10 protein-coding genes are annotated in these 11926 nt (G+C 76.0%); 6 read left to right on the top strand and 4 right to left on the bottom strand.

Annotation, left to right across the window (positions count from 1 at the left end; translation table 11 throughout):
• The coding region (locus MLV88_RS16715; RefSeq protein ID WP_243338028.1) for a response regulator transcription factor at window positions 1-1071 on the bottom strand (1071 nt) is incomplete at its 3' end.
• A 117-nt stretch (window positions 1072-1188) separates the two neighbouring features.
• On the opposite strand from MLV88_RS16715, the gene MLV88_RS16710 reads away from it, so the two are divergent.
• The 5 genes from MLV88_RS16710 (at window position 1189) to MLV88_RS16690 (ending at window position 7685) form a co-directional block, all read left to right on the top strand.
• Window positions 1189-2040, top strand: a complete 852-nt coding sequence (locus MLV88_RS16710) for a 50S ribosomal protein L11 methyltransferase (protein ID WP_243338027.1) — start codon at window positions 1189-1191, stop codon at window positions 2038-2040.
• Window positions 2037-2777, top strand: a complete 741-nt coding sequence (locus MLV88_RS16705) for a 16S rRNA (uracil(1498)-N(3))-methyltransferase (protein ID WP_243338025.1) — start codon at window positions 2037-2039, stop codon at window positions 2775-2777. The genes MLV88_RS16710 and MLV88_RS16705 overlap by 4 nt, the downstream gene beginning before the upstream one ends.
• A gap of 183 nt (window positions 2778-2960) precedes the next feature.
• Window positions 2961-3932 (top strand): RDD family protein, encoded by a 972-nt coding sequence (locus MLV88_RS16700; RefSeq protein WP_243338023.1) that lies wholly within the window; start codon window positions 2961-2963, stop codon window positions 3930-3932.
• Window positions 3933-3963: 31 nt separating this feature from the next.
• Window positions 3964-6033 carry a GspE/PulE/PilB domain-containing protein gene (locus MLV88_RS16695; RefSeq protein WP_242361661.1) on the top strand — a complete coding sequence of 690 codons (2070 nt, stop codon included), beginning with the start codon at window positions 3964-3966 and terminating at the stop codon, window positions 6031-6033.
• A gap of 89 nt (window positions 6034-6122) precedes the next feature.
• Window positions 6123-7685: an acyl-CoA carboxylase subunit beta gene (locus tag MLV88_RS16690; protein ID WP_242340974.1), complete on the top strand. Its 1563-nt coding sequence runs from the start codon at window positions 6123-6125 to the stop codon at window positions 7683-7685.
• Window positions 7686-7810: 125 nt separating this feature from the next.
• Here MLV88_RS16690 and MLV88_RS16685 read toward each other — a convergent pair whose 3' ends face one another.
• The 3 genes from MLV88_RS16685 to MLV88_RS16675 all read right to left on the bottom strand — a co-directional run bounded on the left by MLV88_RS16685 (window position 7811) and on the right by MLV88_RS16675 (window position 10170).
• Window positions 7811-8431, bottom strand: a complete 621-nt coding sequence (locus MLV88_RS16685) for a DUF2231 domain-containing protein (protein ID WP_242356451.1) — start codon at window positions 8429-8431, stop codon at window positions 7811-7813.
• Between the two features lie 206 nt (window positions 8432-8637).
• Entirely contained in the window at window positions 8638-8841 is a 204-nt protein-coding gene (locus MLV88_RS16680) for a cold-shock protein (RefSeq protein WP_011984597.1), read from the bottom strand.
• 165 nt (window positions 8842-9006) lie between these two features.
• The gene (locus MLV88_RS16675; protein ID WP_242356453.1) at window positions 9007-10170 is read right to left on the bottom strand and encodes an NAD(P)H-dependent flavin oxidoreductase; all 1164 of its coding nucleotides are present in this window, start codon (window positions 10168-10170) and stop codon (window positions 9007-9009) included.
• Between the two features lie 388 nt (window positions 10171-10558).
• Between MLV88_RS16675 and MLV88_RS16670 the strand changes: the two genes are divergently transcribed.
• Window positions 10559-11893 (top strand): hypothetical protein, encoded by a 1335-nt coding sequence (locus tag MLV88_RS16670; RefSeq protein WP_243338021.1) that lies wholly within the window; start codon window positions 10559-10561, stop codon window positions 11891-11893.
• The last annotated feature ends 33 nt before the right edge of the window (window positions 11894-11926 follow it).

Here is an 11926-nt window from a genome sequence, read left to right as displayed (position 1 = left end):
GTCCGCGGTGGCGACCCGCGCCGCCCCCTCCTGCGCGGCCGCCTCGCCCTCCTGCATGGTCTCCGACAGCACGTCGGAGAGCGACTGGCGCGTCGCCTCGCTCTCCTCGAGCCGGCGGAGCGCGTCCGCCGCGCGGCCGGCGTGGGCCTCCCCCTCGGCGCGGGCGTCGGCGAGCGCGTGCTCGAGCTCGTCGGCGTGGGCGCGGGCCGCGTCGAGCTCGCGCTCGAGGCCGTCGCGCTCGCCGGCGAGCTCGGCGGCCTGCGCCTTCAGCTCTCCGAACGCGTCGCGCACCCGGGCGAAGAAGGCGTCCCGCGCCCGGAGCCGCTCGCGGAAGTACTCGAGCTTCTCCTCCGGCGTCCCCTTCGGCGGGGCTGGATCGCGCGGCAAGTCGGCGAACACGTCACCCGGATCGGCGCGAACGCCGGCCACCTTGACCCGCCCGAGCGCCGCCTGCGGCCGGGCCCCGGGGGGCGGCGGAGGCGAGGCCGGCGCGGGAGGAGCCGGGCGCGCCGCGAGCGGCGGGGGCTCCGCGCGCGGCGGGGGGGTCGCCGCGAGCGCGGCGGCGAGGCCGCGGGCGGCGACCTGGCCGGAGTCGGCGCGCGGGAGGACCGGCGGCGCCTCGCCCTCGGCCGACGGACGGCGTCCGTCGGGCCGCGGCGGCGCGGGGGGGACCGTCCCCGCAGGACGCGGGGTCGGCGCGCCCTCGCCGTGCAGGAGCGCGGCGGCGCGGCCGAGGAGCTCGGCCATCTCGAAGGGCTTGCGCAGGTAGTCGTCGGCGCGCGTGCGCGTGGCGCGGTGCGCCTCGATGGCCGCGTCGGTCGCGTCGCCGGTGTAGAGCAGGAGCGGGACCGCCTGCGAGGCGCGCTTCAGCCGGTTGCACACGGAGAAGCCGCTCATGTCGGGCAGCTCGGCGGCGAGGAGGATGAGGTCGGGCTGCGCCTGCCGGCAGCGCTCGACCGCCTGCTCGCCGGCGGGGAGCGAGGTCACCTCGAGACCCGCCGGGCCGAAGGCGCGGCGGATCTCGTCCGCGAGCGCGGTGTCCGGCTCGACGAGGAGGACGTTCAGGGACATGGTGGGGCCGATCGTACCCTCGTTTCGGAAGGCCGCGAAATGACGGACCAGGTGCGATATCGCGCGGCCCGCAGATGACGCTGGCCTCGCCGGGCGCCCCGGGATAGGCATCGGCCGATGCCCACCTTCTCCCTCACCCTGGATGCGGCGCGGGAGCGCGCCGAGGACCTCTCCGCCGAGCTCTTCGACGCGGGCGCGACCGGCGTCGAGGTGCGCGACGGCGAGGGCACGCCGATGCCGGGCGTGGCCCAGCCGCCGCCAGGACGCGCCCTCCTCGTCGCGTTCTTCGCGGAGCCCGAGGCCGCCCGGGAGGCGCAGGCGGCGTACGGCGGAGAGGTCGCCGAGATCGCCGACGAGGACTGGAGCGAGACCTGGAAGAAGGGCCTCGGTCCGTTCGCCGTGGGCCGCGCCTTCGTGCGGCCGTCCTGGGTGGACGCGCCCACCCCGCCCGGCATGGCCGAGATCGTGCTCGACCCCGGGATGGCGTTCGGCACCGGCACCCACCCCACCACCTCCCTCTGCCTCGCCGCGCTGTCGGAGCTGCTCGCCGCGCGTCCGGGCGCGTCCGTGCTCGACGTCGGCACCGGCTCCGGTCTCCTCGCCATCGCCGCCGCGAAGCTCGGCGCGGGCCGCGTCGCGGCGAACGACAACGACCCCGTCGCCGTCGGCGTCGCGCGCGAGAACGCGGAGCGGAACGGCGCCGCGCTGGAGCTGACCGGCGCGCCCGTCGGAGAGATCCCCGGCGCGTTCGACCTCGTCGTGGCGAACATCCTCGCGAACACGCTCGTGGAGCTCGCGCCGGACGTCGCCGCGCGCGTCGCGCCGGGCGGCACGGTGCTGCTCGCCGGCATCCTCGGGCCGCAGGAGGACGAGGTCCGCGCCGCGTACGTCGCGGAGGGGCTCCGCCCCGCCCTCGAGCGGCGCGACGGGGAGTGGAGCCTCCTCACCCTGGAGCGACCGCGCGCGTGACGCTCCGGCGCGTGCACCTGCCCGGCGAACGCTTCCGGCTGGACGCCGGGCGCGCCGCGCTCACCCCCGAGGCGCGCCACTACCTACGCGACGTGCTCAGGCTCGCGCCCGGGGCGGAGGTCGAGGTCTTCGACGGTCGCGGCGGCGCCTGGACCGCGTGCGTCGATCCGAGCTTCGAGACGCTCGTCCTCGGCGCGGCGCGCGCGGGGAAGGACGAGGCGTCCGCCGAGATCTGGCTCCTCGCCGCGCTCGCCAAGGGCGAGAAGATGGATCTCGTCGTCCAGAAGGCGACCGAGCTCGGCGCGGCGGTCGTCGCCCCCTTCGCGGCGGAGCGATCGATCGTCCGGCTCGAGCCGGACAAGGGCGAGGAGCGCGCGCGGCGGTGGCGGCGGATCGCCGAGGAGGCCGCGCGCCAGTGCGGGCGCGCCGACGTCCCGGAGGTGCGCGCGCCCGCGCCGCTCGCGGCCGCGCTCGCGGCGCTGCCTCCGGGGGCGCTCGCGATCGCGTTCCAGCCGGGCGGTTCGCCCGTGCTCGCGCTCGCCCCGGCCGCGGCGAACGCCTACGCCGCGGTGGTCGGACCGGAGGGCGGGCTCACCGACGCGGAGCTCGCGGTCCTGGCCGCGGCGGGCGCGCACCGCGCGTCGCTCGGGCCGCGCGTGCTCCGGGCGGAGACCGCCGCCATCGTCGCGGTGGCGCTGCTCCAGGCGCGTTTCGGCGATCTGGGCGCGTCTGGCTGAACGGGGCTGCGCCCCGCCCCACCGACGGCTGACCGCCGTCGTCGGGACCCACCCGGCTCGCCGGGTCCCGTGCGGGCTCGCTTCGCTCCCCTGATCGCGAATCGTGATCGGCCGTCAGGCCAGGCCCCTGCCGCGCAGGACCCGTTCCTTGACCCGCCCGCGGGTCGACCGTAGCCTCGACCCGTGCTCTGTCCCCGCTGCGCCCGCGAGACGGATGACCGCGCCGCCTTCTGCGGCGACTGCGGCGCGCCGCTCACGCTTCGCGAGGAGCCGGCGCCGCGTCTGCTCGACGTGGCGCTCGACCTCGATCGGCGCCGGTCGCGCACGCCGTCCCCGCGGGTGGCCGCCGCTCCGCGCGCGCCCGAGCAGGAGCCGCTCCCGCCGCTGCCCGTGGAGCCCGAGCCCGCCTTCGAGCTCGCGCCCGCGCCGGCGGCGCCGGTGAGCCGCTCGCACTGGGACCTCGGGCGCATGCTCGAGGAGGTCGCGGCCGAGGACGGCCTGTTCGAGGAGTCCGCGCCGCCTCCATTCCAGGAGGACGTTCGCGGCGCCGGGGCTGCGGTCGCCCTGGCCTGCGCCGCGTCGCCTGCGCCCGCGCCGAAGCTCTGGCCGGAGCCGCTGCCGGAGCCCGAGACCGAGGCGGAGCCCGAGCCGAGGCCCGCGCCAGGGCGGCCTCGTTCCGGGAGCCGCGCCGAGGTCCACCTCCGCCGGGCGGCGGCGTGGCGTCGCGCCGCGGCCTGGGCGATCGACGCCGGCCCGCTCCTCGCCGGGGTCGTGTTCCTCGGCCGCTCGCTGCTGGCGGCCACCCCGGCCGGGGTTCCCGCGCCCCCGAGCGGCCTCGACGGCCTGCTCGACCTCCTCGCCGGCGAGGCGGACGTCGTCCTCTCGCTCGCGGCGCTCCTCGCGGTCGCGCTCGCCGTGTACGCGACCCTCGCGCACGCGCTCGCTGGCGCCACGCTCGGGAAGTGGATGCTGGGCCTGCGCGTGGTCGGCCCCGACGGGAGGCGGCCCTCGCTCGCTCGGAGCGCGGTGCGCGCCGCGCTCGCGGTCGCGTCGGTGGGGCTCCTCGGGCTCGGGTTCCTCCTCGCGCTCTTCACCCGCAGCGGCAGGGCGCTTCACGACCTCCTTGCGCGGACCTGGGTGGTGGAGGCGCCTTGACCCCCACATGACGGGGTCCTACAACCGACCCGTGCCGAAGGACCTCGCCGCCCTCCTCGTCGAAGAAGGCGTGGTCTCCGCCGAGGTGATGGCGCGCGCGCTCGCGCGGCAGGACGAGGCGGGCGGCGCGCTCGACACCGCGCTCCTCGAGCTCGGCGCCGTCCCGGAGGACGCACTCGCGGTGGCGCTCGCCGGGGCCGCCGACGTCCCCCCCGCGCCGCCCGCCGCGTTCGCCGCCGCCGACGCGCGCGCACGGCGGGTGTTCCCCGCGCGCGTGGCCGACCGCCACGGGCTCGCGCCCTTCGCGCTCGAGGCGCGGGAGCTGTCGGTCGTCTCGGTGTTCCCGGTCGACTCGAGCCTGCTCGACGAGATCGGCTTCATGCTCTCCCTGAACCTCTCGGCGTTCGTCGCGCCGGAGTGGCGGGTGCGCCTCCTCGTGCACCAGCTGTACGGCACGCCCCTCGCGCCGCGCTTCGCGGCCCTCGCGAGGGCGGCCGGGGAGCTCCCGGCGGAGGAGCCGGCCGCCGCGCCCGAGGCGACCACGCCGGCCGGCGGGGAGGGGGCCTCGCCGCGTGACCCGCTCGCGCAGGACGCCGCCGCCGCGAGCGGGTTCGGCGAGGAGGACGCCGGCCCGCTCGAGCCCCTCGCCGCGGCGCTCGCGCAGGCGCTCGAGGAGGTCGATCCGGCGCTGCTCACCGACGAGACCGCGCCCCCCGGCGAGGAGGGCGCGCCCGAGGCTCCGCCGCTCGGGGCGCCCGAGGAGGCGCCCGGGCCGCCCGACCGCAGCGCGCCCCCGCGCTGGTCGCTCGAGGACGCGCGGGCCGCGCTCGCGGCGGCGCGCACGCGCGACGAGGTCGTCCTCGCCGCGCTCCGGTACGCGCGCGACTTCTTCCCGTTCGCGGCGATGTTCGCGGTCACGCGCGACGCGGTCGCCGGCCACGACGCGCTCGGGCTCGAGCCCGAGGCGCGCGAGCTCGCCCGCAGCGTCGCGATCTACGCCGACGACCCCGGCATCTTCCGGACCGTCATCGAGACGCGGAGCCCGTACCTCGGGCCGTTCTCGCCGGAGCCCGCCGGCAACGCCGCGATCCTCGGCGGGCTCGATCGCGGCAAGCCGCGCACCGCCCTCGTCGCGCCCGTGCTCCTGCGCGATCGGCCGGTGTGCGTCCTGTACGCGGACAACGGCGACGCGCCCGTCTCCGCGCGCCGGCTCGGCGATCTGCTCCTCCTCAACTCGATGCTCGGGGGCGCGTTCGAGCGGATCATCCGCGAGCGCAAGCGTCGCCGCGCCGCCCCCGCGCGCCGCGGCACCCCCGCTCCCGCTCCCGCTCCCGCTCCCGCGCCGCCCGCCGCGCCGGCGCCCGCGCCGTTCGATCCGTGGTCCGCCGAGGAGCCGCCGCGCGCCGCCCCGAGCCCCGCGACCACCGCGCCGCCGGCAGACCCCTGGACCGCGACGGAGCCGGCCCGCGCCGCGCCGCCCGTCGCTGCAGCGACCCCGGCGCCCGTCGCGGACGCGTTCGACGCGCTCGAGGTCGAGATCGACGACACCGTGGTCGCCGAGACCACCCCGCCCGCCGTGCTCGCCGATCGCGCCCTCGACGCCGACCTCGCCCTCGCGGCGGCGGCCTGCGCCGCCCTCGCGGCGCGCCGGCGCGATCCCGGGGTGCGCGAGGCGAGCGAGCGGCTGCGGCGCGCGCTCCTCTCCGGCATCGAGGCGCGAGCGCTCCGCGCGGCGCGAGCGCTGGGCGCGCTCCGCGACGCCGAGGCCATCCCGCTGCTCGTGCAGGTGCTCGAGACGAGTGCCCCCGAGCCCGCCCGGGCCGCGGCGGACGCGCTCGCCGCGATCACGCTGCAGCGGCTCGGCACCGACGCGCGACGCTGGCTCGGGTGGTGGAAGGAGAACCGCGGCCGCGGGCGCGCCGAGTGGCTGTTCTCGGGCCTCACGAGCACGGATCGCGAGACGCGCGTCGCCGCGGCGGTCGAGCTCTCGAGCGCGGCGCCGGCGCCGGTCGCATACTCCGCCGACCTGCCGTCGGAGGAGCGGGAGCAGGCGGCGCGCGCCTGGGCCGGCTGGTGGACGCGCAGCGGCCACGTCCTGTGAGTGACTGACGGCGCCGGACGCGCCGCTTGCCTCTCGCCGGGGCGGGTGCCTATCCTCCGCCCCCGTCCCCCGGAGCGCGAGGCCCCCAAATGGAAAAGCCGGTCGACCCCGATCCGCGCCGCGCCCTCCTCGACGCGCTCGACGCCGAGGCGGAGCAGGGCGGCGGCGCCGAGCGAGTCGCGAAGCAGCACCGGTCCGGCAAGCTGACGGCGCGTGAACGGATCGACACGTTCCTCGACCCCGGCACGTTCGTCGAGCAGGACAAGTTCAAGACGCACCGCTGCGCCGACTTCGGGATGGAGGGGCAGAAGGTCCTCGGGGACGGCGTCGTCACGGGCTACGGCCTCGTGGAGGGGCGCCAGGTCTTCGTCTTCGCGCAGGACTTCACCGTCTTCGGCGGCTCGCTCTCGGGCGCCTTCTCCGAGAAGATCTGCAAGGTGATGGACCGCGCCATGTCGGTCGGCTGCCCGGTCATCGGCCTCAACGACTCGGGGGGCGCCCGCATCCAGGAGGGCGTCGTCTCGCTGGCGGGGTACGCCGACATCTTCCTGCGAAACACGCTCGCCTCCGGCGTCATCCCCCAGATCTCGGTGATCCTCGGGCCGTGCGCCGGCGGGGCCGTCTACAGCCCGGCCATCACCGACTTCATCTTCATGGTGAACGACTCGGCGTACATGTTCATCACCGGTCCGGACGTCATCAAGACGGTGACGCACGAGGAGATCACGAAGGAGGAGCTCGGCGGCGCGCGCACCCACGCCACGCGCTCCGGCGTGGCGCACTTCGCGATCGACTCCGAGGAGGCGACGCTCCGGGCCGTCCGGGAGCTGCTCGGCTTCCTGCCGCTCAACAACGCCGACGACCCGCCCGCGCAGCCGTGCTCGGACGACGTCGCCCGCCGCGACGAGCTCCTGAAGACCGTCGTGCCGGAGAGCCCGTCCAAGCCCTACGACATGAAGGAGGTGATCCGGGCGGTGGTCGACGACCGGCACTTCTTCGAGGTCGCCGAGCACTTCGCGACGAACATCGTGATCGGCTTCGCGCGCCTCAACGGCCGTCCGGTGGGGATCGTCGCGAACCAGCCCGCGGTGCTCGCGGGCGTCCTCGACATCGACGCCTCGGTCAAGGCGGCGCGCTTCGTGCGCTTCTGCGACGCGTTCAACGTCCCCCTGCTCACCCTCGTGGACGTGCCCGGGTTCCTCCCCGGCACCGACCAGGAGTGGAACGGGATCATCACGCACGGCGCGAAGCTCCTCTACGCGTTCGCCGAGGCGACCGTCCCGAAGGTCACGGTCATCACGCGCAAGGCGTACGGCGGCGCCTACGACGTCATGGCCTCGAAGCACATCCGCGCCGACGTGAACTTCGCGTACCCCTCCGCGGAGATCGCCGTGATGGGGCCGGAGGGGGCCGTGAGCATCATCTTCCGCAAGGAGCTCTCGGCCGCGAAGGACCCGGTCGCCGAGCGCGCGCGCCTCGTCCAGGAGTACCGCGACAAGTTCGCGAACCCGTACAAGGCGGCGGAGCTCGGCTACGTCGACGAGGTGATCAAGCCGGAGGACACCCGGCCGAAGGTGATCCGCGCGTTCGAGATGCTGCGCACGAAGCGGCAGGAGAACCCGGCGCGGAAGCACGGCAACATCCCGCTCTGAACGACGGCGCGCGGGTCGCTCCCCCGGGGGTCGCGCGTCGAGCCACGGCTCGACCGTGGCGTCCCCGGCGGACTCGCTCCGCCGGCGAGGTCTCCGGATCGGGATCCGCCGTCCCCCGCTGACGGTCAGTGAAGCTCCGGCTCCTCCGCGCCCGTCCCGGCCTCGGCGATGGGGCCGAGCGCGCTCCGCTCCACCCGCTCGCGACCGCTGACCGCGCGGTACGCGCGCCGGACGAGCCAGCCGAGGCCGCGCACCGCGTCTCGGCCGAGCCGCTCCACCCCCTCGGCCGAGAACAGCGCGGGCGCCTCCGCGGCGGCGCCGCCGAGGACCTTCACGCCGGCGCCGTGCGTGTACACGAGCTCTCCGCCGAGGTAGGCCGTGTAGGTGGCCGCCCCCGCGGCCAGGAGCCCGCTCGCCGCGGAGGTCAGGTTCGCCGCGTTGCGCGACCGCCAGGCGGAGATCCCCACCGCAGCGACCACGATGGCGAGGTTCCCGAGCCCGTGGGTGAACATCATGTCCCGGGCGTGGCCGCTGCGGAGCTCGATCTCCTGCGAGGCGGCCATGCCGGCGAGGCCGGCGAGGAGGCCCGCCGACGCCGTCGTCCACCAGAGGTTCCGGCCCAGGCGGTCGAGCCGCCGGTCGCGGGGGCGGAGGGCGGCGGCCAGATCGACGAGCGCGCTGGCGGGCAAGAGGACGAGCGGCGCGTGGACGAGGGACGGGTGAAGCTCGTGCGTGCGCATCGACATGGGCGGACCTCCGCTCTCACGCTGCGGCGCGTCGCCTGCCGCCGCAATGGAGCCACGCTCGCCCCGCCGCTCGCCCCGCGGGCGCTCTCCGCTGCGCCTCGCCCCTGACGTTTCACGGCGCGTGACGATCGGTCCCTCCGAAAGGCGAGAGCCCGGCCCCTTCGCAGAGGAACCGGGCTCCGTGCCGACCGAGCTGGGCGGGCGACTTACGTCTTCCGCACGTTCGCGGCCTGCAGGCCCTTCGGGCCCTTCACGACGTCGAACTCCACCTTCTGACCCTCGGCGAGGCTCTTGAAGCCGTCGCCCTGGATCGCGCTGTAGTGGCAGAAGACGTCCTCACCACCGTTGTCCTGGGTGATGAACCCGAAGCCCTTCGCGTCGTTGAACCACTTCACGGTGCCAGTCGCCATTCAACGTCTCTTTCGCTGTTTCGATCGCCGGGATGACGCTCGGTCCACCCGACGAAAAGGTGGACCAAAATCCTGTATCCGAAAAATTCCGTACGGTCGAGATGCGACGGCCCGTCCGGGCGACGCCGTTGACCCGCATCAAATGGAGACGGTGGGTCCGGGTAGCTACGCGACCGCGGCCGCGCTGGCCGGCGTGTGCTCGAACGCGGAGCCCTCGGTCGCGAGCCGCGCCTCGAGGTCGGCGAGCAGCGCCGCCGCGGTCGGGAGCGCGGTGACGTCGCGATCACCGATCCGGACGAGGCTCTGGCCCGTGTAGAAGAGGCCGTTCTCGGTGTCGCCCTTCACCGCCGCGGCGAGCAGCGCGTCGGTGATGCAGAAGCTCTCCTTGAAGCCGCTCGTGCGGCACACGCAGAGCCCGTCGCCGAGGCACTCGATGCAGGCCTTCTTGCGGCCCATGTAGCCTTCCTTGCCGAACCACCACGCCTTCGAGCGGGGCGGGACCGCCTCGCCGCGCGCGAGCTTCTCGGTGAAGGCGCTCCGCACCGCCCGCGCCTTCATCCCCTTCACGCAGCTCGTGATGATCGCCACGTCGGGCTCGCGCTTGCCGAGGTGCATCGCCTTGAACGCGGGGTGAACGTCGCCGTCCGCGCAGGCGAGGAACCGCGTCGCGAGCTGGACGCCGGCCGCGCCGCCCGCCACGAAGCGCGCGACGTCCGCGGCGTCCACGCCGCCGGCCGCGACGACCGGCAGCGACGTCGCCGCGAGCACCTCGCGGACGAGCGCCGGGAGCGGGTGGCCGATGTCGCCGATGTGCCCGCCCGCCTCGGCGCCCTCGGCGACGACGAAGTCCGCGCCCCACTTCTCGTACATCGCCGCGAGCCGGCCGGAGGACACGATCCCGGCGAACGGCACGCCGCCCTCCCTGCACCAGCGCAGGATCTCGCGGGAGATCCCCGCGCCCTGCACGAGGAAGGAGACGCCCTCCTCGATCGACACGCGCGCCAGGAGCTCGAAGTCGCCCTTGTTGATGGCCGCCATCAGGTTCACGCCCACGTACCCGCCCTGCGAGTCCTGGCGGGCGCGGCGGATCTCGGCGCGGAGCTGCTCGGGCGTCTTGAGGACCGCGGAGATGGTCCCCACGCCGACGAGGCGGGCGCCGCGATGGGCGGCGACCTTGCCGGAGAGGCCGTCCGAGGCGTTGATGCCCATGCCGCCCTGGACCAGCAGGCGCCGCCCGGACCTGACGATCTCCGCGATCGTCTGGCGATCGAGGCGCGGCAGCGGCGCGGAGGTCTGCTCGGCGTGCGGCGACGCGGGCGTGGCGGACATGCGTGGGCTCCTTCGCGCCGGGTTGAGGGACGGGGCGCGAGCGGGCACCCTACGGCTGCGGTGTCACCCGACGGTCACGGCCCCCGTGGCAATCGACCGACGCGGTGCGTAGGCGCTAGCCCCTGACGCGACGCGGCGGCCGCTCCCTCGCCCGGGCGTCGGCCTCGCTCGCCGAGCGCGGGAGCTCGGCGCACGGGTGGCGTCCCGCGCTCGCGATGCTGGGCGATGCGATATCGAAGGTCGGCTTCGCCGGGTCTCTTCTTCCGAATGACGGGTGTCGCGGCGAGCCGAGCCGGTCGAGGCTCCCGAGCGAGCGAGCCCGCGAGCGCGCGCTCCCCCCGCGACGCTGACGCCCCCCGGTCGGTGGGATAGGCTCGGCGCCCACATCATGACCCGCGCCTCGTCCTCCCCCATGCCGCTCGTGGTCGCCGTCGAGATGGGCTACGGCCACATGCGCGCCGCGATGCCGCTCGCCGACGCGCTCGGCACCGAGGTGCTCCAGGTGGATCGCGCGCCGCTCGTCGCGCCGGGCGAGGAGCGGCTCTGGCAGCGCGTCCGCAGCACCTACGAGGGCGTGTCGCGCCTCTCGCAGGTGCCATGGGTGGGGGCGCCGCTCAGGCGCGCGCTCGAGGCCGTGACGGACATCCCGCGCCTCCACCCTTACCGCGACCTCTCGGCGCCGACCCGCGGGGTCGACACCCTCGACCGGCTCGTCCGGAAGCGCCAGCTGGGCCGGGGGCTCGTGGCGGAGCTGCGCCGGACCGGCGCGCCCCTCCTCACCACCTTCTACTCGCCGGCGATCGTCGCGGACGCCGCCGGCCTCGAGCGGATCTTCTGCGTCGCGACGGACTCCGACCTGAACCGCATCTGGGCGCCCGCCGAGCCGCGCCGCACCCGCATCCACTACCTCGTCCCGACCCGCCGCGCCGCGCGCAGGCTCCGCTCCTACGGCGTGCCGGAGGACCGGATCACCTTCACTGGCTTCCCGCTCCCGGAGGCGCTCGTCGGCGGGCCCGCGCTCGGCGCGCTCAAGGCGAACCTCGCTGCGCGCGTGGTGCGGCTCGATCCCTCCGGCGAGTTCCGCCGCACGATCCCGGAGGAGCTCGCGCACTTCCTCGGCGCCCTCCCGCGCGAGGAGGAGGGGCAGCCGCCGCTCCTCACCTTCGCGGTGGGCGGCGCGGGCGCGCAGGCGGGGATGGCGGCGGAGCTCCTGCCCGGCTTCCGCCGCGCGCTCGAGGCGGGGACGCTCAGGATCTGCCTCGTGGCCGGCGTGCGCGCCGAGGTGGACGCGCGCTTCCGGGAGATCGCCCGGCGCGCGGGGCTGGAGCCGCTTCTCGGCGGGCCGCTCGACATCCTCCTCGCCCCGACCTTCCGCGAGTACTACGACCGCTTCAACGCGCTCCTGGCGCGCACCGACGTCCTGTGGACGAAACCCTCCGAGCTCACCTTCTACGGTGCGCTCGGGCTCCCGCTCGTGCTGGCGCCGCCGGTCGGGGTTCACGAAAGGTACAACCGGCGCTGGGCGCGGGAGAGCGGCGCGGGCCTGAAGCAGCGCGACCCGCGCTTCGCGGCGGAGTGGCTCGGCGACGGGATCGCCGACGGCGTCCTCGCGGCCGCCGCCTGGGCGGGCTACATGCGCCTGCCGAAGTTCGGGCTGCACCGCATCCTCGAGGCGGTCGGCGCGACGCCCGAGGCGCGCGTCGCGGGCCCCGCCGGCGCGTGACGCCGGAGGTGCGGCGCCCGTCCGGCCGACGCT

The sequence above is a fragment of the Anaeromyxobacter soli genome (genome assembly GCF_022808855.1).
Lineage (GTDB): Bacteria > Myxococcota > Myxococcia > Myxococcales > Anaeromyxobacteraceae > Anaeromyxobacter > Anaeromyxobacter soli.
The sequence above is the reverse complement of the archived record's forward strand: the minus strand, read 5'-3'. Positions and strand labels throughout refer to the sequence as shown.

Bases quoted from the DNA above. Each gene is read 5' to 3' on its own strand.
- MLV88_RS16670 (WP_243338021.1), top strand. From the start codon at position 10,559: ATGACCCGCGCCTCGTCCTCCCCCATGCCGCTCGTGGTCGCCGTCGAG.
- MLV88_RS16685 (WP_242356451.1), bottom strand. From the start codon at position 8,431: ATGTCGATGCGCACGCACGAGCTTCACCCGTCCCTCGTCCACGCGCCG.
- MLV88_RS16690 (WP_242340974.1), top strand. From the start codon at position 6,123: ATGGAAAAGCCGGTCGACCCCGATCCGCGCCGCGCCCTCCTCGACGCG.
- MLV88_RS16675 (WP_242356453.1), bottom strand. From the start codon at position 10,170: ATGTCCGCCACGCCCGCGTCGCCGCACGCCGAGCAGACCTCCGCGCCG.
- MLV88_RS16710 (WP_243338027.1), top strand. From the start codon at position 1,189: ATGCCCACCTTCTCCCTCACCCTGGATGCGGCGCGGGAGCGCGCCGAG.
- MLV88_RS16680 (WP_011984597.1), bottom strand. From the start codon at position 8,841: ATGGCGACTGGCACCGTGAAGTGGTTCAACGACGCGAAGGGCTTCGGG.